The organism is Neorhizobium sp. DAR64860/K0K1, from assembly GCF_050500205.1.
In the GTDB taxonomy this organism is placed as follows: Bacteria; Pseudomonadota; Alphaproteobacteria; order Rhizobiales; family Rhizobiaceae; genus Neorhizobium; species Neorhizobium soli.
Window position 1 is genome coordinate 1450237 of the sequence record NZ_CP191459.1, and the last position, 21762, is coordinate 1471998.

The following is a 21762-nucleotide window of genomic DNA, read 5'->3' on the forward strand; positions in this document are numbered from 1 at the left end:
GCTGGGAAGAGAGAAGTCGGGGTACCCCTCTCGCCAACAGCTTCTTCAGGGTTTATCCGCCAACGAAAAAGCCGCCCCGAAAGGCGGCTTTTCTTGTTTTTGGCATTCCCTGCGGAATGGATCGATCAGCTGAAACGTCCGGCCGCGTGGGCGAGCATGGTGTAGACCTTGCCCGTATCCGAGGTCAGGTAGCTCTGGGTGACCGTCTTGTCGCGATCTGTGCGGGCGACATCGGCGAGCAGCTTTTCGAAATCGGCGATGTAGCGATCGACGGCGGTGCGGAATTCCGGCTCGCGTTCGTATTTCCGCTTGATGTCGTCGAACGTCTGCTGACCCTTCAGCGTGTAGAGGCGGCGTGTGAACACGTCGCGCTCGCCGCGCTGGTAACGGCGCCAGAGGTCGACCGAGGCGTCGTGATCGATCGCGCGGGCGATGTCGACCGACAGAGAGTTGAGCGATTCCACCATGTGGCGCGGGTTGCGGTTGTCGCCGTTGGTGCGAACCGGCTGGGCCGGTTCGGCTGCTGTCGGGCGTGCAGCCTGCTGCGGCTGGCGAGCAACTGTGCCTGATGTATCGTCACGCGATGCACCGCGAAGGAGATCGCTGATCCAGCCGCCTTCACCTGGACGCTGCGTTGCTTCAGGTGCGCGGGAGACCGGGGCCTGAGGCTGTGCGAGAACCTGCGTTACCGGTGGCGTCTGTGACGGCGCCTGGGCAACCGGCTTGCTGACGCCCTGTGCGATGCTCGGCGTCGGACGATCGAGTGGCAGACTGTCACGAAGGACAGACGAGCCAAACGGTGCGCTTGTCGCGGCGGCTGGTGCCGTCGGGGCTGCAGGGCGCGGGGCCGCCGGCTGCGGAGCCGGCTGGGCGACCGGAGCAGGGCGCGACACTGCAACCGGCTCGGACACGTCGAGGCTCTGGGCGGACCGGCCGACTAGCTGCGAGATGTCCTGCAGGGCCTTGATCTGTTCAGCCACGGCACGGCGCATGGCGGCTGCGCTTTCCTTGGCTTCTTCGGGCAGATCGAACGCGCCGCGCTTCAGTTCGGTGCGAGTCGCATCGAGTTCCTGGCGAATGTCCTGGGCCGAGCGGCGGATCTCGTCGGTTGCGCCGGTAAAGCGGCCGATCGCCTCTTCAACGGAAACCCGCAGCGTATCGCGCAACTGCTGGGCTGCGCCATCGGTGCGGTTTGCGGCGTCGGCCAGCAGGCGCTCAATGTCGCCCATCGAACCGGTGATGCTGCCGCGCAGGCGCTCGGATAGATCGCGGGCGCGTGTTTCGGCATCCGACAGTGTCGTCTCGATGGCGCGGCTTGCCTCGTTGCCAGCCTCGCTCAGCGTCTCGCGCATAGCCTGGGCCGTGAGGTTGGCACGCTGCTGGGTTTCGCCCAGGCCGCGACCGATATCGGCGAAGGAAGCGTGCAGGCTTTCGCGCAGTGATGCGCCGATCTGCGAGGTGCGATCTTCGGCGCGGGTAAAGGCGCCATCGACGAGGGAGGTCAGACCATTGAGCGTGCCTTCGATTTCCTCCGAACGCTTGACGAGACCGGCAGAGAGCGTGCGAAGCGCGGTCTGGCGTTCGTCGAGCGTGCTTGCAAGGTTCGACTGGGCAGCGCCGAGCAGCTCGGATGCCTGAGCGAGAACCTTGGAGTGATCGTCGAAGCGACCGACAATGCCGCCGACCTGGCTGAGCGTCTGGCCGGAAATGCTGACCAGGCGATCGATGTTGTTTTCGAGCAGGCGGCTCGAACCGTGCACGAGGTCGGCCGCGCTGTTGGCCGACTCGGCAAAGCGGTTGGCGGTCGCATCGAGCTTCTGATCGGCGTCGGACAACTGTTCGCTGACACGGTCCGCTGCCTGGCCGAGATTGCGGGCGGCCTGTTCGACCAGCGATGCGATGCCCGAATTGCTTTCGGCAAGGCGCTCGATCAGGCTGTTGACGTTTGCCGACAGGCTCTGCTCGACGGCGCGCATGGCACCGGTGGCATTCTCTGTCCGCTGGCTGATGGCAGCGAGCGTCTCGTTGGTGCGGGCGGAAATCGCCTCCACCAGTGCGTCGTTCTCGTTGCGGATGCGGTCGGTCGTATCGCGGGCGGCTGTGGAAAGGCGCTCGGCGCTTTCCTGTGCAGCCTGGCTGATGCGCTCGGCGGCGGACCGGCCGGTCTCGGCATATTCCTCGACGAGAGGGCGTGCCTTTTCGTCGATCAGCTTGGAGAGTTCGGCCGAACGGCTTGAGAGCATCGAGTTCAGGTCGCGGGTGCGGCTGTCGAGTGACGAGCGGATCGATTCGCCACGGGCAGCGAGCGCTTTGTCGACGGCCGAAAGAGCGCTGTCGAGTTCGCCTGCGGTTTCGGCAAGGGTGTCGCGCAGAGACGTGCCGCGGGCATCGAGCGCCTTTTCGGCATCGCCAAGCGCTTCCGAAATCGCGTTGACCTGCTTCTTCACCAGGCTGTCTGCTTCGGCGACCTTGTGGACGATCGCGTTGCCGGCTTCCGAGAAGGCCTGCGCCACGGTTGCCGCCTGACCGGCAAGCCGGTTCTGGGTTTCCGAAATGCGGTCGACGATATCGTTGGAGCGCTGTTCGATGGAGCGGGCAAACTCATCGTTGCGGGTGCTGAGTTCTTCCGTGAAGTCTGCGCCGGCGCGGGCAAGAAGCTCTGCCGAACGGCTGGCTTCGCTATCCATGCCCTGCGCTGCGGCGCTGACAGCGTCGCGCAGGCTGGATGCGAGGCCAACTGCCTTGCCTTCGATGGTGCGCGACACGGCGTCGAGGCCGACGGTGAGCGCCCGGTCCATGGTGCCGAGGCGTTCCTCGATGCGGGCGGTGCGTGTATCCAGCGTTTCGGCGATCCGATCCGATGTTTCGGATCCGATGCGCTCAAATTCCTGCGTGCGGGATGCGAGCGCCTGATTGATGCGGTCCGCAGTTTCTCCCGACAAGCGCTCCAGTTCGGCCGTGCGATCACTCATCACGGTAGAAACGCGATCGGTCGCAAGGCTGGTAACGCGCTCCAGTTCCGCGGTGCGGGCGCCGAGTGCATCGGCGATACTGTTGCCGGCCGTGTCGACCAGGCTGGTAGCATTGCCCAGTTCCGAGCGGATGCGTTCTTCCAGACCACCGAAAGTCGTCTCGATCCGGGTGCCGGCGCCATCGAGGGCGGTAGAAACGCCGCCGACAGTTTCTTCGACGCGGCTCGAGAATCCCTCTGCGGAGGCTGTGATTTCGCGGGCGGCTTCGTTGAGCTGGCCTGCAATCGCGCCGACGTTTTCGCGCAGACGCGTTTCCAGGTTTTCACCGGCGCCGTCGATCGTGGCGCGCAGCGATTCCTGCTGGGCTTCGAGGGACATTTCCAGCATGCCGGCGCTGGTTGCGATGGTGGCGCCGATCGATGTTGCCTGATCCAGCATAAGGTCGGCTAGATGATTTTGCGCATTGGTGAGCGTGCTGGCAATCAGGCCGCCGCGATCGTCGAGTGTCGAGCGAATGCGCTCGTAGCCGCCATCGAGCGTAGACGAGAGCTGGCGGTTTGCGGTGTCGAGCGTCTCGGCCATCTGACCGTGTGCCGTCGTCACCTTTTCGGATATGTCGCGGCTTGCGGTATCGACGACGCCGGAGATCTGTACGGCAGCGGTGCCGACCGTGTCGCTGATGGTGCGGGTTGCTCCATCCAAGGTCGAAGCGATGTTGCGCGTTGCGTCGCCGACGGACTGGGAAATGTTCTGGGCGCCCGAACCGACCGTCGACGAAATCTCGTAGTTGGCGGCGCCGAGCGTCTGCGCGATGTCCTGTCCGGCTGTGGCAAGCGTATCGGCGAGCTGCTGGTGACCGAGGCCAATCGTTGCAGCAATCCGCTGCTGGGTGGCGTCGAAGGTTTCGTCCATCCGCTGCAGGCCATCGGCCATGCCGGTTTCGAAGCGGCTGGTGCCATCGGTGAGGGCGGATTCAATTCGTGTGGCTGCGCCACCGACCGAGTTTTCGAGACGAGCGCTGCCACCGTCGAGGATGCGGGACAGTTCCGCAGCCTGGGTTTCGAGCGTGATGTCGAGGCCGAGCTGGCCGTCCTGGTAGGCACTGCGGATTGCATCCGTGCGATCTGCAAACGCGCTTTCGATGCGTTCCGCTGCACCGCCGACGGATGTCTCAAGCTGCGCGCTGCCGGACTGAATGATGCGCGACAGTTCGGAGGCGTGGGTCTCGAGCGTGATGTCGAGGCCGAGCTGGCCTTCCTGATAGGCGCTGCGGATGGCATCGGTACGATCGGCAAAGGCGCTTTCGATGCGCTGGGCTGCACCGCCGACGGACGTCTCAAGCTTCTCGCTACCGCCCTGGATGATGCGGGTGAGTTCCGAAGCGTGCGTTTCGAGTGTGATGTCGAGGCCGAGCTGACCTTCTTGATAGGCATTGCGGATTGCGTCGGTACGATCGGCGAACGCCGTTTCGATACGCTGGGCTGCACCACCGACCGACGTTTCGAGCCTTTCGCTGCCGCCTTCGATGATGCGGGTAAGTTCCGAGGCGTGGGTTTCGAGAGAGATGTCGAGGCCGAGCTGACCTTCCTGATAGGCCGTGCGGATTGCGTCGGTACGATCTGCGAACGCCGTTTCGATACGCTGGGCTGCGCCGCCGACGGATGTCTCAAGCTTCTCGCTGCCGCCTTCGATGATGCGGGTGAGTTCCGAGGCGTGGGTTTCGAGCGAGATGTCGAGACCGAGCTGACCTTCCTGATAGGCGTTGCGGATCGCTTCGGTACGATCGGCGAAGGCGCTCTCGATGCGCTGGGCTGCGCCGCCGACGGATGTCTCAAGCTTCTCGCTGCCACCTTCGATGATGCGGGTGAGTTCCGAGGCATGCGTTTCGAGCGTAATGTCGAGACCGAGCTGACCTTCCTGATAGGCGTTGCGGATCGCGTCGGTGCGATCGGCAAAGGCAGCTTCAATGCGGCCGGCAACCCCTTCTACGGAATTCTCGAGGCGTTCGCTGCCGCCGTCGAGAATGCGCGCCAGTTCCGAGGTCTGGGTCGCAAGCGTGATGTCGAGACCGATCTGGCCGTCCTGATAGACGCTGCGGATCGCTTCGGTGCGTTCGGCCAACGTGGCTTCGATCCGTTCGGCTGCACCGCCGACAGACTTATCGAGCCGTTCGCTGCCGCTGTCGATGATGCGGGAAAGCTCGGAGACGTGGCTTTCGAGCGAGAGATCGAGACCGAGCTGGCCGTCCGTATAGGCCGTGCGGATTGCTTCGGCGCGAGCGGCGAACGTGTGTTCGATACGGCTGTCTGCATCCGATACGGCGCCGATCAGAGCTGCCGTCTTTTCTTCGAGTGCGCCTGTGAGGCGATCTTCGTGCAGGGCAAGCGAAGTCGCGATGTCCATCGATCGGTCATCGAAGATCTCAGCGAGGCGGTCGCGGTTGGCGGCAAGCGTCGTGTCGAGGCTCGTCACCTTGCGCTCCAGTTCGCTGCCGAGCCGGATCTCGCTGTCGGACAGCGCCTTCGACAGGACTTCAGTCTTGTCGTCGAACATCGAGGAGAGGCGCTCGGGTGTTCCCGACATCAGCTCGCTGATTGCCGAGGTGCGGCTGTCGAGGACTTCTGCAAGACGATCGTGGCTGCCGGTGACCGCATCGATGAGGGCGTCCGCGCGCGAACCGACGGCGTCCTCGAAACGGGCCTGGCTATCGGAGAGTGCGGCGGCGAGTGCCGTGCCGCGTTCGACCATGACGGCGTCGACCTTGTTGTGGGCGTCGCCGAAGCTGTGGCTGATTTCGTTGCTGCGGGCAGCAAGCGCATCGGAAAATTCGCGGGCGCGGTTTTCGAGCATGGAGTCCAGCACTTCCTGGCCGGTTCCAAGCGTGGTGGCGAGCGCAAGGGACTGGTCGGTCAGTGCATTGCCGATCCGGTCGATGCTGGACGACAGGATGCCTTCGATCGCATCCGAACCGCCGGCGACGGTTTCGTTGATGCGGGCAAGGCTGTCCATCAGTTTGCTGTCGAGCGTGCCGGCGCGCTGGTCGAATGCCGTGGTAAACTGCGACAGGCCGTCGTCGAAGGTTGCCGAAAGCTGGCCAACGGTTGCCTGGAGACGGTCTTCGAACAGGCCGGAGCGGAGGTCGAGATCCATGATCGCGTCGTCGGAAGCGGTCTGCAGGCTCTGACGGAAGGTGGCGCTCTTCTGGTCGAGCGAGCGGTTGAGCGCGGCGATTGCCGTGTCCAGCGTGCCGCCGAGCGTCTTCTCGCTGTCATTCAGACCCTCGGTGATTTCGCGGGTGCGGGCAAGCAGCGTCTCGTTGAGCTGACGGGTGCGGTCGGCGAGGGCGGCGTTCAGCTTTTCGGTGTTGGCATCGATGGTCGACGCACGGGTTTCGAACTGGCCGAGCAATTCCTGACCGCGTTCGGACATGGTCGATGTGAGCGTGTCGAGGCGGATATCGAACTCGGTGGCCAGAGCGATACCGGACGATGCCAGGCTCGAGACGAGGTTTTCGGCACGGGCGGCCATCAGGGAGCTGAGCGCTTCACCGGCAGCGTCGGATTTTGCGATGAGAGACGCGGCGCGGGTGTCGATCATCGAGGCAAAGGCCTCGCCTGACGTGGCAAGGCGAACGGAGATCTCCTCTGTCGACAGCGACAGGTCTTCCTTCAGCTGCTCGTGCACGCCGACGATCGAGGAGCGGATACGTTCCGCATGGTTGACGATCGCGTCGCGCTCGGCACCGAGTTCATGCACCAGGCCGCGGACGCGCAGCTCGTTGTCTGTATAGCTGCGTTCCAGCGCGTTGACTTCGGAATGAACCAGCGTTTCCAGCTCGGAAGCACGCGCAATGGTGCGCTCGATGCCTTCGTTCATCGCAGACACTTCGCGGCGGACAGCCTGGCCGACCGACATGATGCGCTCGGAGGCGATTGTTTCCGGTTCGGAGAGACGCAGGGCCACTTCCGCCATCGAGCGGGCCGCATTGCGCAGATCAGCAGCTCTCGCCATCATGATCGCGAAGGCGAAGAACAGCATGATCGGCAGCAGGATGCCGACGACGAGGGCGACGATTCCCGGTGCAGCGAGGACGCCGGCGACCGAGGTGAATTCCCACAGCTGGCTGCCGTAGATCAGCTGGCCGAGACCGATACCCGCAACAACCCAGAAGAACGAGATAATGGCGGCATTGCGGACGGCGCTCTTGATCGAGCCGCCTTCGAGCGAACGAAGAATCGCATTCGGGGTGCGGCGACCGGCATCATTGGCCGGCTCGAAAGCGGGCTGTCGGGCTGTCGTTTCGGGACCGGCCTGACGAGGCGGAGCGGATTGCGGATTTTGTGAGGACGATGGGGAGCGCTGCCTTGGCGTATCCGACACTCTGGTCTCCGAAGCGGTCTGAGTTGGTCGGGCGCGAGGCTGCTCGCCGTTGAAGTCGATCTTCAGCGCTTCTTCCAGTGCCTGGAAAGCCGTCTCATCGACCGACTCGCTGCTCGTTTTCTTCGCCATGCGGTTACGCCTCGTTACACTCACCCGGCGCTTTCGTTCCAGCTCTGCCGCCTGCAGGCTGGAAGTCGGGTCGCCGACCGGAACCCGGCCCGTGCGTCATGCTGGCCGCAATTCCACTTTACTCACAATTCGAACGGCCGTTGTTGCAAACGGATGATAATGAAAGCTTACCACCGTTCCGCCGTCAGACGCAGGATGGTTTACACACCCATCTCAACCGTCCTGTAGTGACACATTCGTGTCTTTCACACAATTGCTCGGCCGGGATCGGCCCGGAAAGCAGATTTGTTGTTAACAGAATTTAAACCACGAAAAATGTCGAAACCCCTGACATTCCGTGAGGTTGATGGAAATTAACCATGTCCCGAAATTTGCGCCGTGATTGTGCCGGAATTTAACGGGATAGGCAGCCGCTGTCCCGCATCACTGGGACGCATGATTGAGCCCCAAAGAGGAACAGAGTTTCATGTCAGCGGCGAATACTGCTTTTTCAACGCCCACTAGCCCGCGCGGGGCATGTCCTTCGCAGTCGCGCCCGATCGATCTCGTGCATCTTGCCCGCCAGACGATGGGCGACAAGACACTGGAAAACGAAGTGCTGATGATGTTTGCCCGCAACGCCCGCCGGGCGCTGCAGGACATGACGGGCGCAGACACTGCCGGGGTTGCGATGACGGCGCATCGCCTGAGGGGGGCTGCATCTGCGGTCGGCGCGTTCGGCGTTTCCAAAGCGGCAGAGAAACTGGAAGCAGACGGTGCCGACGCCGCGCATTTGGCCGCGCTTGCCGCGTGTGTCGTGGAAGCCGAGAACTTCATCCTGAAACTCTGCCGCTGATCCGTGACAGTTGGAGGGCGCCGCAAGACAACGGCGCGTCGTCCGTTCGTGTTGACTGGACCGGTGATTTATCGGAAGACAACCGGCCAAGACTGCCACTCAATGCGGATTTCCTGATTATGACGAAACTGACCCTCGTTGCCTTCGACGGTACGCGCTTCGATATCGAAGCTGACAACGGCTCCACAGTAATGGAGAACGCCGTGCGCAATTCCGTGCCAGGCATAGAGGCCGAATGCGGCGGCGCCTGTGCCTGTGCCACCTGTCATGTCTATGTCGACGATGGCTGGACCGAAAAGGTCGGTCCTCCGGCAGCGATGGAAGAAGACATGCTCGACTTCGCCTTTGAGGTGAAGCCGACCTCGCGGCTGTCCTGTCAGATCAAGATCAAGGCCGATCTCGACGGTCTGATCGTGCACGTTCCAGAACGTCAGGCCTGAACCAAACCAGACGACCCTCTTCCAAAAAAATGCCTCGCTGCGCAGTTAGCGCAAGCGAGGCAAGGCAGGCGCATAGCCGCAAGGCGAGGGAGGAAAACGCCTGCGGCCGCAATTGCGCCGGGGAGACCTGTGAAGCTTGTACAAGGCAACAACGCGGGACCTCTCTCGGTCCAAGTGCCTGATCGCGGCCGCGAACATTTGCGGCGCCTGAACGGGTGGATCCGGGCACCGTGGCCGGGATCGCGGGCGGCTGGATGACCCTTGATATGGGTCGTTGGCAGCGCCGTTCTGTTGCTACGGTTTTAGCCCAGACACACACATTAGTATATTGTTATAAGTCACCGATGAATGACAGGGTGGTGCGAAAGCTCCGCGCAAGTCTCGGGAGAGGTCGGGCTACGGGTCGGTGGATTGGCTGTGCCGATCGATGTCGTCTTTCGCTGCCCGATCAGTCGCGCTTCATCCGGTATTTCAGAAGACGGGTCATCCGCTCGTCGAAGTTCTTCGACTCGACCTGGTCGAACCGCATCTGTTCCCGGTCGTGTGCTTCCAGAAGATCGCGAGTCGCATCGGCCACCTTCTTTTCGAGACTATCGCAACTGCTGGGCGTCGATAGGTCCAGAAGCTGTCTCTCGAGAATGCGGGCGTGGGTGCGGGCAATCTCGGCATGGCGTTCTTCGTGGCGCTTGATGTCTGCCGAAAGCGTGTCCCATATCATGCCAAGATCCGCGTCTGCACGACGTCGATTGATCCAGCGTGGCAGAACGATATGGGTACGCAGTGTGACCCTTGCGGCGCCGACCGTGCAGCGATTGGCGCGCTCGACATAGGTCACTTCCCCGCCGAATTTGATTTCGGTTGCACCGGGATGACGGTGGCCGGTCGTGCGGGTCAGCGGACCGCGTTTTTCCAGCTCCTTGTCGAGGTCTTCGGCAGTTTTGCCGCCGATCTGAAAATACGAGTAAGTCTTGGTGATGATCGGTGCGGCCGATGCGGGAGAGGCGAAGACGCCTGCAAGAAGTACGGTACCGATGAGACGGCGAACCGCGCGCATTGAAAACATTCTGTGGCCTGCAACGTTGAACTTTAAAAGAGCTTGGGGCATAGCGAGACCAAGCGCAACACGAGGTCCCTGAATTTTGCGTCAACTCTCCGAAGATGATTGGCCGGTGATATCGCGGCGCAACACGCACTGGCAATTGGCGCGCGGACGCGTGCTGGAACTCGGCGCGCAAGGCCATATCATGGCGATCGTCAACGTGACCCCAGACTCGTTTTCCGACGGCGGTCGGCATGCGCAAACGGATGGCGCCGTGCGGCATGCGCTGAGCTGCGTCGCCGAAGGTGCTGCCATCCTCGATATCGGTGGCGAATCGACACGGCCCGGCGCGGCGGCGGTGACGCCTGCCGAAGAACAGGATCGCATCCTGCCGGTGATCGAGAAGCTTGTCGGCGAAACCGACGCTATCATCTCGGTCGATACCTATTGTGCGGTAACGGCGCGGCTGGCGATGGCTGCCGGCGCCCACGTCATCAATGACGTACATGGACTTCAGCGCGAACCCGATATGGCTGACGTCGCGGCCGAGACAGGTGCCGGTATCTGCATCATGCATACGGGACGCGACCGGACGGATCGACGTGCGGACATGATCGAAGACCAGCAGTATTTCCTCACGCGGTCTCTCAAGATCGCGCATGCTGCCGGGATCAAGGATGCGGCGATCGTGCTCGATCCCGGGTTCGGATTTGCCAAGAACCGGGACGACGACATGGAACTGATCGCCCGCTTTCGCGAGTTGCAGTCACTCGGATTTCCCTTGCTCGCCGGGACGTCGCGGAAGCGGTTTGTCGGTTCAGTCACGATGCGGGATCCGGCCGATCAGCGGGATATCGGCACGGCTGCAACGACTGCGATCCTCCAACTCGCTGGTGCGGCGATCTTCCGGGTTCATAATGTCGCGGCCAACCGCGATGCCCTGCTGATGGCAGATGCGGTTCTGGCGTCCCGTGCGGCGCAACGGGAGGAGAGCTGATGGGGACCTACAGCATCGCCTTGAAAAACTGCGCCTTCTTCGCTCGTCATGGAGCCTTTCCGGAAGAAGAGAGGCTCGGTCAGCGATTCTATGTCGATCTCGTCATGCATGTGGATGCCGAAGAAGCGCTGGAGGACGACAACGTCGAGAGCACCGTGCACTATGGCGAAGCCTTTAAAATTGTAGAGCAGATCGTGACCGGCACGCGTCGCAATCTGATCGAGACAATGGCGAAGGATATTGCAAAGGCGCTTTGCGCCTGGTCGTCGCAGATCCGAAGGGTCGAGGTGACGGTGCGCAAGCCGAGCGTGCCGATCCCGGGAATTCTTGATTATGCCGAAGTGAGGATCGAGCATGTCGCGTGAGGGCTCGATGAAATTGGTAGCCCTTGGGCTCGGCGGTAACGTCGGTGATCCGCGGGCTGCGATGGCAGATGCGTTGAGGGAACTCGATGCCCGATCGGACTGTCGGGTGCTCGCCGTATCCCGGCTTTATGCCACGCCGCCATGGGGAAAGACGGATCAGGCCGAGTTCCTGAACTGCTGCGCCCTGATCGAGACCTCGCTTCATCCCGAGTTGCTTCTCGATGTCTGTCTTGATATGGAAAGGCGGCGCAAGCGTGAGCGCGTCGAGCGCTGGGGCCCGAGAACCATCGATATCGACATCCTGACCTACGGCGACAGCGCGTATCACTACGAGACGCTGGAGCTTCCCCATCCGCGCATGACGGCGAGGGGCTTTGTGATGATGCCGCTTGCCGATGTCGCGCCCGAAATGGTCCTCGGACAGAAAAATGTCCGCGACTGGCTGGCAGAGGCGGACATCGAAGGCATTAGGATCGCTAACGCAGACAGGGATTGGTGGATTAGGGCTTGATCGAACCGACGGCGATCGAATCCAGATCGCGATCCAGCGACAGGCCGATCACGGGCACCATCTGGTCTTCGACCTTCACCGAAATGGTGATGTTCATCTTGTTCTCGCCGCGCAGGCTGGCGACCATGGCGCCGTTCAGTTGGGCACGGTTGATGCCCATCACGACCTTGTCGCCATTGACGGAGCCGGAGACGATGTCGAGGCCCTTGCCCTGGGCGCCGTCCAGGAACTTGCCGGAATAGCCGGTGCTGCTCTGGCTGATGACCGCGGACATCGGCTGCTGGAAAACGCCGACGCGGCAGGTGCCATCGAGCTTGATGCCGACAGTGCCATCCGGCTGTGCAGCGCCAATCAGGTTGCAGCTGAACTTCGTACCCTTGTACTTGCCCGCGACGATTTCGCCCGGACCCTTCCAGACGCCACCGACCTGCTGGAAAAAGGATTTGTCACGCGAAGCCGCGGAGGCCTCCGGTGCCAGGGCGGGAGCAGTTGCGATGGTCAGTGCAACGATGCCACCGAAAAGCGAAAAGAAGCGCGAATACATGTGCTTTCCCTTGGAAACCAGAAACTTCAAGTGCCTCGCAAATTAGCTTGGAATGGTTAATGACTGGTATCTTTTCGGGTCATTAAGGGTCACAGAGGCGCGATCAATCGGTCTTGCGCGGGCCGACGGGAGAGATGTCGGACATGAAATCGCCGATCCCCGGGCGCTTCACAGCGCGGAAGGGAAGTGGGCGGCAAAGATCCATCGCGGCAATGCCGATACGCGCCGTCAGTAGGCCGTTGATGACACCTTCGCCGAGTTTGCTTGAAAGCCTCGATGCCAAACCATGGCCCAGAACCTGCTGCGCGATTCCGTCTCCAACCGCGATCGAACCTGTTACCGCCAGATGCGCCATCACGTCCCGCATGAGCTTCAACAGTCCGAGCGTGCCTGGGCGCCCGCCGTAGAGGTCCGCCATCGCGCGGATCAGTCGTGTCACCTCGAACAGGACATAGACGAGATCAACGACCGCGCGGGGGCTGACAGCGGTGACGACCGAGACCCGTTTCGAGGCGCCAAGAATGAGGACGCGTGCCTGCCGGTCGAGCGGCGACAGGAGTTCTCGCTCGGCGAGATCGATGAGTTGTGGCCCGTCGATGATGTCGTCTTTCGTCGCATCGAGCGCGGCACGTCCGCGGGCGGTCTCCGCCCGGTGACCTGTCAGTTTCGTGAGCGCGGCGACGACGGTTCTGGCTGCCGTCGGCCTTGGCGATTTCAGGGCGTCTTCCGCTTGCGTCTTCAGCGTCTGGACCGCAGCAAGCCGCATCATCCCGATGATTTCGCGACCGACCATGACCAGAAGCGCGACGATGCCGACGCCCAACGCTGCCGCTGCGGCGTAACCGAGCCAGTCGGACCGTGCAAAGAGATCCCGGATGATCCGATCCGCCCAGAGGCCGAACGCAAGCGACAGGAACGTGCCGAAGGCCGCGGCCGCGAGGTTGGCGAAGGAGAAACGCTTCCGCTTCACCGGCACGGCGACGGCCAGCGCGTCTGGTGAAAGTTCCTGCGGGCTGATGAACGGATCGAGCTCGTCCGGCGTGATGGCGATGCCATCGTCAAACCGGCGGGGTGCGCGGTTCGGGTGGGTCTGCGGCTCTTCTTTAGTCGGAATGTCGTCGTCTACGACGAAGGAAGTTGGGCGGCGGCGGTCATCGGTGATCTTGCGGTCGGTCATGCGAGGCGATCTCCCAGCAGAAACTGCATGGCGCGGTCGAGCCTGATATGCGGGACCGATAGGGTAATGCCGCCCTTTTCGTCGAGAGCCGGGGGACGGAAGCGCACCACGTTGACATCCGGAAGCTCGGAGCCCGGCTGACCGAGCTGCCGAAACAAGGCTTCCGGGTCGGCCGGAAGGTCGCCAGGGAAGATCGCCGTCTGCCGCGTGCCGTCGAAGACTTCGCCATTGATGGTTTCGCCTGCCATCGGTGTGCCGACGATGACCGGCAGTTGGTGACTGCCGTCCTTCACGGAAGCTTCACGCGTGGCGCGCACGGAGGCGATTGCCATCACGTCGATGCCGGCGCCGGCCATGCCGATCCGCTCGATGGCGCGGTCGACGAGGCGGCCGGTCAGGCGTTCCAGCCGGTCGTGGCTTTCGTGATGCAGATGGTCGGCCTTGGTGGCTGCGACCAGCACCTTGTCGATGCGCCGGCCGACCAGCGACGAGAAGAAGCTGTTGTGGCCGGGACGGAAGCAGGCGAGTACGTCGGTCAGTGCGCGTTCCAGATCCTGCACGGCCTCAGGGCCACGGTTGATCGCCTGGAGCGCGTCGATCAGCACGATCTGCCGGTCGAGACGCGCGAAATGCTCGCGGAAGAAGGGTTTGACGACGATTGTCTTGTAGGCGTCGTAGCGGCGCTCCATCATCGCCCGGAACGACCCCTTCGGGGCCGGCGTATCCGGAAGATCGGCGAGGGGCGCAAAGGTGAGGGCGGGCGAACCTTCCAGGTCGCCGGGCATCAGAAATCGCCCGGGCGGCAGGGTGGAGAGCGAGCGCTCATCGGATTTGCAGGCTTTCAGGTAGGCCGCAAAACTCTCGGCCAGCCGACGCGCGGTTCCTTCGTCCGCCGGGGCGTCGATGTCAATTCCGGACGCGAACGAAAGCCAGTCCTTCGACAACTCGGCGCGAATGCCGGTACGGGCAAGGTCTACCGTGTTGCGGCTGAAGGTCTCGTAATCCTGTGCCAGCAGCGGCAGATCGAGCAGCCATTCGCCGGGATAGTCGACGATGTCGATCGACAGGCGTCCGCGGGAAAACATCCGGTTCCATCCACTGGCGCTCTGGTATTCCAGCGTGACGCGGAGTTCCGAGATCGCGCGCGTCGAATCCGGCCAGATCCGTTCGCGCACCAGTGCGTCGATGTGATCCTCATACTGGAAGCGCGGTATTGCGTCGTCCGGCTGCTGCTCGAGCCGAGCCTGCGAGACCCGCCCGGATCGCATTGCCTCGAACAGTGGCAGCCGACCGCCGTTCAGGAGATTGTGGACAAGCGACGAGATGAACACCGTCTTGCCGGCGCGCGACAAGCCGGTGACGCCGAGACGCATCGACGGGTTGACCAAATTCGAGGCGCGATCGGCAAGATTGTCGAGAGCGATCTTCGCGTCGTCGGTGATACTGGTGAGCGCTGGCGGCAAGGTGTCGTCCCAAAACTGTTTGTCGCTATATAGGGACCGGCAGGCAATGCGCAAAGGGATGGGATGCCTTGGAATCTGTGGTCACGGCGTGATGAAATCCGTCAGGTTCCATGCGGGTTGCGAGCTGTCGCTTCGGCCTGCGTGATCGATGACAGCAAGGCCTGCCGTCGGATACCCTGAGGGCAGGGCGCGGGCTGCATGCTCTTTTCCGATCAGTTCCCCGAACACGTCCTCGATCGTCGGGTTATGCCCGACGAGCATCACCGATCCGCTGCGGTCGCTGGTGAAAATCAGCGCAAGATAGGTGCCGACCGATCCGTTGTAGACCTCGTCGATGAATTCGGGCTCGATGGTTTCGCTGATTGCGCGGCGCACCGCCTCCGCAGTCTGGCGGCAACGCATAGCCGTCGAACTGATAACAGCGTCGGGGCGGTAGCGACGGTCCGCCGCCTTGTCGGCAACGATTTCCGCTTCCGCGAAACCATCCGTCGTCAGTGTTCGATCGAAATCTCTCTGACCCTGTTCCGGGTTGGCCGCCCGGCCGTGCCGGAGGAGGTAGATGCGTGACGGCGGCGGCGCGAGTGTCGGCATATCGGTAAAAGACGCCATTTCATTCTCCTTTGACCGCCTGGACGGTAATTCCGTGACTTCTGAACTTCAACCACGCCTGCGCCATGATTGCCAGTTGCGCTGCCCAGGAACCGGTTTCAACCGAAGTCGATTAAAGCATAGAAAATAGTCATTTAGCTGATTTTTGTGACAATTTTAAAATTGCCTCAATAACGAGCGGAAGGCTTGAACCGGAACAACCAAAGCGATATAGAGCGGCCACGAGATGTTCTTCAGGAGAATCGCGTTGAGTGAGAAGATCGATCTTAGCAATTATGTACTCTCGGAAACCGACGAGTTCATGAATGCAAACCAGAAGGCGTATTTCCGGGCAAAACTGACGGCCTGGAGAAACGATATCCTGCGGGAGGCGCGGGAGACTCTGGATCATCTGGCAGAGGAAAGTGCCAACCATCCCGATCTGGCCGATCGCGCATCTTCGGAAACCGATAGAGCCATCGAGCTTCGTGCCCGTGACCGGCAGCGCAAGTTGATCTCCAAGATCGACGCGGCGATGCAGCGCATCGACGACGGGACCTATGGCTATTGCGAAGAAACCGGCGAGCCAATCGGACTGAAGCGTCTTGACGCCCGGCCGATCGCAACCCTGTCGATCGAGGCCCAGGAGCGGCACGAGCGTCGCGAAAAGGTCTATCGCGACGAATGATTTCTGCTTGACGCATGGTCTACGGCAGAAACGACAAAAGGCACGGGAAACCGTGCCTTTTGTCGTTTGATGTCATGGATACGTGCAAAGCCCGCGGCCCTGCATGTCATTTATCGCGCGTGGCGGACATTTCCCCAAATATACGGGCGACTTCGTCCTGAAGTGATGGCTCGGCAGTCGCGCCGGTAATCGGTGCGACAGCAGGATCGCGCTGCGGCAACTGGCGGTTTGGTGCAGGCGCTGCGATCGTCTCGCGGCCGGCGTTTTCCCGCGCCGCAAGGTTTTGTGCCATTTCCTCTTCCAGAATTTTCTCGAAATCACTCCCGAGCATCTTCGACTTTTCGAGGGCCGGCTGTCCGCCGGTCGAGAGGTCCTCAGGATTGATCGGGACAACGCGTGACGGTTCTGTCGGCTGGTCGGGCTCGGCGTGAGCAAGAACCCGACTGCGCGCGGCTTCAAGCGCGTTTGCCGCATCGTCGACCCTGGATGGTGCAGGCTGCGGGATCGCCGTGATCGCTGCCGCGGCGATCGGCGCTGTGGCAACGCCAGCGGCTGTCGAAACCGTTGCCGGGATGACGACGGTCGGTGCCGGACGCTGTGGCTCGGGGGCGGACTGTCTTGCCGGCGGATCCAGTCGCTGCGGGGCGGGTGGCGATACGGAAGCAGTCGGCGTCGGCTCCGACCGGGATACCGGGCTCACAGGGCGAGCGGGAATGGGAGATGGCTGGGTCGCGAGTGGTGGCTTCGCACGCGGGGTGTCGTCGCGCACAGAAATCTCCCGCATGGGCTCAGGCCGTTCGGCCTCTGGCAGAGCTGCCGGGCGAGGGTCCGGACGCTGCCTCTGGGCAAGTGCGGGACGTGGTTCAGAAGGCGCGCTTTCAATGGCGGAGGGCTGTGAGGGCGAGTTCGTCGCGATGCCGGTTTCGATCACGATATCGGTCGGCCCGCCGATCATGACGAGGTGCTCCACGCCGTCGCGGCGGATCAGCACGAGGCGGCGACGTGCATCGACGGCTGCCGCATCCAGCACCTGCAGCCGCGGATTGCGGTTGCGTCCCCCGCGGACGAACGGCGACGGTCCATTGCGACCGCGCAGCATCCACAAGATGCCGAACAGGAAGAGAAGCCCGATGCCGACACCGAGGACCGCGATAACCATCCGGCTGCCATAGGCGCCCATCAGTTCTTCGGCCATATGCTGATACTCCTCATGCCAATCGTCACATTTGAAAAGACGACAATTTTCGCTTCGATCAAGGGGTGCTGCGATGCTGTCTTGATGGAAAACATCACTTCGGAGAGGAAAGATAGGGCACAAGTCTTCACTGTCCCGGGTTTTCTGGCACAACGGAGCTTTTTGCGTCGCCGACAACTTGCTAAGAAGGAATCATAGGGTTTTCGGCTCCGTGGAGCATGACGGCCGCAGTAGGATGGCTTCGGCAGTCGGCCGTTGCGAAATGCGAGGGATTGATGACGAAGTTGCAGCAGGGCGGCAACTACGAGACCCCACTGGTCGAGCGTAAGACGCGGGGTGGAACCATTCTTCGGATCGTGCTTCTAGCGCTGGTGCTGCTGGGCGTTGCAGTCGCTTTTGTGGTTTTTCAGCAGGCACTCGACAATGAGATTGTGCTCGGCCTGCTGGGCATCCTTGCCATGGTCGGCATATTTTTCCTCGTCTCTTCGATGATTGGCCTCGTGGAAGTCATGCCGCAATCGCGGTCCGACGATCTCGCCCGCGCTTTCCTGGCCGGCCATCCGGACGGTATCCTGATCACGGACATCAAGGGTCGCATCGTCTACGCGAACGCTGCCTATGGTCGGATGACCGGTGCGACGAAAAAGAGCGATATCCAGTCCCTTGAGACGCTTCTGTCCAAGTCGCGCGAATCCAACGAGGCGCTTTACAGGCTGACATCCGCGCTGCGGGAAGGCCGCGAGGGTCATGAAGAATTCCGCCTGCTGCAGCCGCTTGGCCGCAGCACGGGCACTGCCGTCGTTGGAGAGAATGGTGCGGGCGCCTTCTGGTACAGGCTGAAGGCCGGCCTTCTGGCGGGTTCGGGAAACAACAAGGCGCAGCTCGACATCTGGCAGATTACCGACACGACCTCGGAACGGTCGGACCAGGAGCGCTTCTTTCGCGAACTGCAAAACGCCATCGACTACCTCGACCATGCGCCGGTCGGGTTCTTTTCCGCGGGCAAGAAGGGCGAGATCTTCTATCTCAACGCCACGCTGGCTGAATGGCTGGGTCTCGATCTGACCAAGTTTTCTCCTGGATCGATGACGATCGACGATCTCGTGGCGGGCGAGGGCATGGCGCTGATCCAATCGGTTCAGCCGGCGCCAGGCCTGAAGCGTACGGAAACGCTCGATCTCGACCTGCGCCGTGCCAACGGCCAGAGCCTGCCGGTGCGACTTGTTCACAGCGTCAGCTCCATGCGCGACGGTGCGCCCGGCGAAAGCCGCAGTGTCGTGATCAACCGGCCGCATGGTGAGGACACCGATCAATCCGCGTCGGCGATGCGTTTCACGCGCTTTTTCAACAACACGCCGATGGCCATTGCGTCCGTCGATGGCGAAGGCCGGATCCTGCGCATCAATGCGCCGTTCCTGCGACTGTTCGCCGGGGTTCTGACCCGAGACGACGTGGAAAGTGGTGCGTCGCTGGAGCGTATCGCGCACGAGACGACCCGCGATCAGCTGATGGCGGCGCTTGCTGCCGCACGCGACCGGCAGGGCGACATTACTCCGATCGATTCGCGGCATCCGGGCGACGAGACCCGCTATCTGCGTTTCTACGTCAATGCGGTGATCGACGAGAGCGACGAGGCGCCGGAAGAGGCGGCCATCATCTATTCCGTCGAGACGACCGAGCAGAAGGCGCTCGAGACGCAAATGGCGCAGACCCAGAAGCTAAATGCGGTCGGCACGCTGGCAGGCGGTATCGCGCACGATTTTAACAACGTGCTGACGGCTATCCTTCTGTCGTCCGATCACCTGCTTTTGCAGGCGCGTCCGTCCGACGCGAGCTTCGCCGATCTGATGGAAATCAAGCGCAATGCCAACCGGGCCGCCGTTCTGGTGCGCCAGCTTCTGGCCTTCTCGCGCAAGCAGACGATGCGTCCGGCGGTTCTGAACCTCACCGATGTGGTGGGCGACCTGCGCATGCTGGTCGACCGGCTGATTTCCGGCACCAATGTCAAGCTCGATGTCGACTACGGGCGTGACCTGTGGCCGGTGCGTACCGACCTGTCGCAGTTCGAGCAGGTTCTGATCAACCTCTGCGTCAACGCGCGCGATGCGATGCCGCAGGGTGGCACGATCCTGATCAAGACCCGCAATGTGACGGCCGAGGAAACTGCCGCCTTCCATCAGGCCGATCTTCCGGCGGAAGATCTCGTCATGGTCGAGGTTGCCGATAGCGGCACGGGCATTCCGCCCGAGATCATGGACAAGATCTTCGAGCCGTTCTTCACCACCAAGGAAGTGGGCAAGGGGACCGGTCTTGGCCTCTCGATGGTCTATGGCATCATCAAACAGTCCGGCGGGTATATCTATCCGGAATCCGAAGTCGGTCGCGGAACGAGTTTCCGGCTGTTCCTGCCGCGTCACATTCCCGAAATACCGGTCATCACGCCAGAGGCCGCAGAGGCTGCAGCTCTGGCAGCCGCACAGCCTGTGGCTTTGAAAGCGCCGGCAGAGGATATGGATCTCACGGGCAAGTCTGCGGTCGTGCTGCTTGTGGAAGATGAAGAAGCGGTTCGCCGGGGTGGCAAGCGCATGCTGGAAACGCGCGGTTATACCGTGCACGAAGCCGGATCCGGCGTCGAAGCACTCGACATCATGGACGAGCTCGAAGGCAAGGTTGATATCGTCGTTTCCGACGTTGTCATGCCTGAGATGGACGGGCCGACGCTTCTGACGGAACTGCGGAAATCCTATCCGGATCTGAAGTTCATCTTCGTCTCCGGATACGCGGAGGACGCGTTTGCGCGCAACCTGCCGGCCGATGCGAAGTTCGGTTTTCTGCCCAAGCCGTTTTCGCTGAAGCAGCTTGCCGTTGCGGTTCGCGAGATGCTCGACTCGGACTGATTTTCTGATCCGCCTGCCAACCTTTATGGAGCCTCGCGATTCGTCCGTCGAACCGCGAGGCTTCTTGCTTTAACGCCTGATTTTCCACAGGTTATGTGCGCGAGAACGTTCCGGGAACGAAATCGCGATAACGCAGTTTAATCAAGCTGATAAAAGCCTCTTGATTAATGAGAACAAAAAGAGTACACGGTGTCCATCGGCTGCTTCATTGCTTGCGTGGCGGCAATAACCTAAAGGTGGGACCTCATGGCACAGAATTCATTGCGGCTCGTAGAGGATAAAGGCGTGGACAAGAGCAAGGCGCTCGAAGCAGCACTCTCACAGATCGAACGATCCTTCGGTAAGGGATCGATCATGAAGCTTGGCTCGAACGATAGCATCGTCGAGATCGAGACAGTTTCCACCGGTTCCCTGAGCCTCGATATTGCGCTCGGCATCGGCGGCCTGCCGAAGGGCCGTATCGTCGAAATCTATGGTCCGGAAAGCTCGGGCAAGACAACGCTTGCGCTGCAGACCATTGCCGAGGCTCAGAAGGGTGGCGGTGTTTGCGCCTTCGTCGACGCGGAACACGCGCTCGATCCGGTCTACGCCCGCAAGCTCGGCGTCGATCTGCATAACCTCCTGATCTCGCAGCCTGACACCGGTGAGCAGGCGCTTGAGATCACTGATACGCTGGTGCGTTCCGGTGCTGTCGACGTTCTCGTCATCGACTCGGTTGCGGCATTGACGCCACGCGCCGAAATCGAAGGCGAAATGGGCGACAGCCTGCCGGGTCTTCAGGCCCGTCTGATGAGCCAGGCACTGCGCAAGCTGACGGCGTCGATCTCCAAGTCGAAGACGATGGTGATCTTCATCAACCAGATCCGCATGAAGATCGGCGTGATGTTCGGTTCGCCGGAAACGACGACAGGCGGTAACGCGCTGAAATTCTACGCGTCCGTCCGTCTCGACATTCGCCGCATCGGCCAGGTCAAGGAACGCGAAGAAGTCGTCGGCAACCAGACACGCGTCAAGGTCGTCAAGAACAAGATGGCGCCTCCCTTCAAGCAGGTCGAATTCGACATCATGTATGGCGAAGGCGTGTCAAAGACCGGCGAGCTCGTCGATCTCGGCGTCAAGGCTGGGATCGTCGAGAAGTCGGGCGCATGGTTCTCCTACAACAGCCAGCGCCTTGGTCAGGGCCGCGAGAACGCGAAGTCGTTCCTGCGAGACAATCCGGAAGTGGCGCGTGAAATCGAGACGTCGCTGCGCCAGAACGCCGGTCTGATCGCGGACAAGTTCCTGCAGAATGGCGGTCCTGATGCCAATGACGGCGACCAGGCCCCGGACCCTTGATCGGACCTGGGTTGGGATGTCGATCTAGGGCATCCTGACGCTGATATTCACCGGTGTTTTCCGGTTTTCAAATCTTGCCGGCCGCCATCTACGAGATGCGCGGCCGGTCTGCGTTCCGGGCGGGTTTGGGATGATTAGGGGTGCTGTGGCTGGACAGTCGGGAACGCGGACGATACAAGCCTTTCGTCTTCGAATAACAGCATCGCA

At 61.8% G+C, this 21762-nt stretch carries 15 protein-coding genes; 8 read left to right on the forward strand and 7 right to left on the reverse strand.

Annotation, left to right across the window (positions count from 1 at the left end; genetic code table 11):
* Positions 1-125: 125 nt before the first annotated feature.
* Positions 126-7481: a hypothetical protein gene (locus ACQY1J_RS11635; RefSeq protein ID WP_430251540.1), complete on the reverse strand. Its 7356-nt coding sequence runs from the start codon at positions 7479-7481 to the stop codon at positions 126-128.
* Positions 7482-7947: 466 nt separating this feature from the next.
* Here ACQY1J_RS11635 and ACQY1J_RS11640 point away from each other — a divergent pair, with 466 nt between their 5' ends.
* Both ACQY1J_RS11640 and ACQY1J_RS11645 read left to right on the forward strand, forming a co-directional pair.
* The gene (locus tag ACQY1J_RS11640; protein WP_113110576.1) at positions 7948-8316 is read left to right on the forward strand and encodes an Hpt domain-containing protein; all 369 of its coding nucleotides are present in this window, start codon (positions 7948-7950) and stop codon (positions 8314-8316) included.
* Positions 8317-8435: 119 nt separating this feature from the next.
* A complete protein-coding gene (locus ACQY1J_RS11645; protein ID WP_062456606.1) occupies positions 8436-8756 on the forward strand; it encodes a 2Fe-2S iron-sulfur cluster-binding protein in 321 nt (106 codons plus the stop codon).
* A 448-nt stretch (positions 8757-9204) separates the two neighbouring features.
* On the opposite strand, the gene ACQY1J_RS11650 is transcribed toward ACQY1J_RS11645, so the two are convergent.
* Positions 9205-9819: a DUF922 domain-containing Zn-dependent protease gene (locus tag ACQY1J_RS11650; protein ID WP_082471927.1), complete on the reverse strand. Its 615-nt coding sequence runs from the start codon at positions 9817-9819 to the stop codon at positions 9205-9207.
* A 181-nt stretch (positions 9820-10000) separates the two neighbouring features.
* Between ACQY1J_RS11650 and folP the strand changes: the two genes are divergently transcribed.
* From folP to folK, 3 genes are read left to right on the forward strand one after another with little or no spacing between them, the layout of a single operon-like run.
* Positions 10001-10792, forward strand: a complete 792-nt coding sequence (folP, locus tag ACQY1J_RS11655; protein ID WP_430251928.1) for a dihydropteroate synthase — start codon at positions 10001-10003, stop codon at positions 10790-10792.
* Positions 10792-11157: a dihydroneopterin aldolase gene (gene folB / locus ACQY1J_RS11660; RefSeq protein WP_430251542.1), complete on the forward strand. Its 366-nt coding sequence runs from the start codon at positions 10792-10794 to the stop codon at positions 11155-11157. Before folP ends, folB begins: the two co-directional genes overlap by 1 nt.
* A 7-nt stretch (positions 11158-11164) precedes the next feature.
* Positions 11165-11668 carry a 2-amino-4-hydroxy-6-hydroxymethyldihydropteridine diphosphokinase gene (gene folK / locus ACQY1J_RS11665; protein ID WP_430251544.1) on the forward strand — a complete coding sequence of 168 codons (504 nt, stop codon included), beginning with the start codon at positions 11165-11167 and terminating at the stop codon, positions 11666-11668.
* Here the strand turns inward: folK and ACQY1J_RS11670 are convergent.
* The 4 genes from ACQY1J_RS11670 to ACQY1J_RS11685 form a co-directional block, all read right to left on the reverse strand.
* The gene (locus ACQY1J_RS11670; protein WP_062456618.1) at positions 11658-12212 is read right to left on the reverse strand and encodes a hypothetical protein; all 555 of its coding nucleotides are present in this window, start codon (positions 12210-12212) and stop codon (positions 11658-11660) included. The genes folK and ACQY1J_RS11670 overlap by 11 nt on opposite strands.
* Before the next feature lie 103 nt (positions 12213-12315).
* The gene (locus tag ACQY1J_RS11675) at positions 12316-13389 is read right to left on the reverse strand and encodes a YcjF family protein (protein WP_192086423.1); all 1074 of its coding nucleotides are present in this window, start codon (positions 13387-13389) and stop codon (positions 12316-12318) included.
* Positions 13386-14852: a YcjX family protein gene (locus ACQY1J_RS11680; RefSeq protein WP_430251547.1), complete on the reverse strand. Its 1467-nt coding sequence runs from the start codon at positions 14850-14852 to the stop codon at positions 13386-13388. The genes ACQY1J_RS11675 and ACQY1J_RS11680 overlap by 4 nt, the downstream gene beginning before the upstream one ends.
* Positions 14853-14933: 81 nt before the next feature.
* Positions 14934-15443: a SixA phosphatase family protein gene (locus ACQY1J_RS11685; RefSeq protein WP_192077145.1), complete on the reverse strand. Its 510-nt coding sequence runs from the start codon at positions 15441-15443 to the stop codon at positions 14934-14936.
* Positions 15444-15708: 265 nt separating this feature from the next.
* On the opposite strand from ACQY1J_RS11685, the gene dksA reads away from it, so the two are divergent.
* Positions 15709-16128: an RNA polymerase-binding protein DksA gene (gene dksA, locus ACQY1J_RS11690; RefSeq protein ID WP_062456626.1), complete on the forward strand. Its 420-nt coding sequence runs from the start codon at positions 15709-15711 to the stop codon at positions 16126-16128.
* A 106-nt stretch (positions 16129-16234) separates the two neighbouring features.
* On the opposite strand, the gene ACQY1J_RS11695 is transcribed toward dksA, so the two are convergent.
* Positions 16235-17323 (reverse strand): flagellar biosynthetic protein FliO, encoded by a 1089-nt coding sequence (locus ACQY1J_RS11695; protein ID WP_430251549.1) that lies wholly within the window; start codon positions 17321-17323, stop codon positions 16235-16237.
* A 275-nt stretch (positions 17324-17598) separates the two neighbouring features.
* Between ACQY1J_RS11695 and cckA the strand changes: the two genes are divergently transcribed.
* A complete protein-coding gene (gene cckA, locus ACQY1J_RS11700; RefSeq protein WP_062456632.1) occupies positions 17599-20220 on the forward strand; it encodes a cell cycle histidine kinase CckA in 2622 nt (873 codons plus the stop codon).
* Between the two features lie 246 nt (positions 20221-20466).
* Positions 20467-21555 carry a recombinase RecA gene (recA, locus tag ACQY1J_RS11705; protein ID WP_062456635.1) on the forward strand — a complete coding sequence of 363 codons (1089 nt, stop codon included), beginning with the start codon at positions 20467-20469 and terminating at the stop codon, positions 21553-21555.
* Positions 21556-21762: the final 207 nt, after the last annotated feature.

Coding starts and splice junctions, on each gene's coding strand:
- folB (WP_430251542.1), top strand. CDS start 10,792: ATGGGGACCTACAGCATCGCCTTGAAAAACTGCGCCTTCTTCGCTCGT.
- folK (WP_430251544.1), top strand. CDS start 11,165: ATGAAATTGGTAGCCCTTGGGCTCGGCGGTAACGTCGGTGATCCGCGG.
- ACQY1J_RS11695 (WP_430251549.1), bottom strand. CDS start 17,323: ATGGCCGAAGAACTGATGGGCGCCTATGGCAGCCGGATGGTTATCGCG.
- ACQY1J_RS11640 (WP_113110576.1), top strand. CDS start 7,948: ATGTCAGCGGCGAATACTGCTTTTTCAACGCCCACTAGCCCGCGCGGG.
- ACQY1J_RS11650 (WP_082471927.1), bottom strand. CDS start 9,819: ATGTTTTCAATGCGCGCGGTTCGCCGTCTCATCGGTACCGTACTTCTT.
- ACQY1J_RS11685 (WP_192077145.1), bottom strand. CDS start 15,443: ATGCCGACACTCGCGCCGCCGCCGTCACGCATCTACCTCCTCCGGCAC.
- folP (WP_430251928.1), top strand. CDS start 10,001: ATGGCGATCGTCAACGTGACCCCAGACTCGTTTTCCGACGGCGGTCGG.
- ACQY1J_RS11635 (WP_430251540.1), bottom strand. CDS start 7,481: ATGGCGAAGAAAACGAGCAGCGAGTCGGTCGATGAGACGGCTTTCCAG.
- ACQY1J_RS11645 (WP_062456606.1), top strand. CDS start 8,436: ATGACGAAACTGACCCTCGTTGCCTTCGACGGTACGCGCTTCGATATC.
- ACQY1J_RS11670 (WP_062456618.1), bottom strand. CDS start 12,212: ATGTATTCGCGCTTCTTTTCGCTTTTCGGTGGCATCGTTGCACTGACC.
- ACQY1J_RS11675 (WP_192086423.1), bottom strand. CDS start 13,389: ATGACCGACCGCAAGATCACCGATGACCGCCGCCGCCCAACTTCCTTC.
- recA (WP_062456635.1), top strand. CDS start 20,467: ATGGCACAGAATTCATTGCGGCTCGTAGAGGATAAAGGCGTGGACAAG.
- cckA (WP_062456632.1), top strand. CDS start 17,599: ATGACGAAGTTGCAGCAGGGCGGCAACTACGAGACCCCACTGGTCGAG.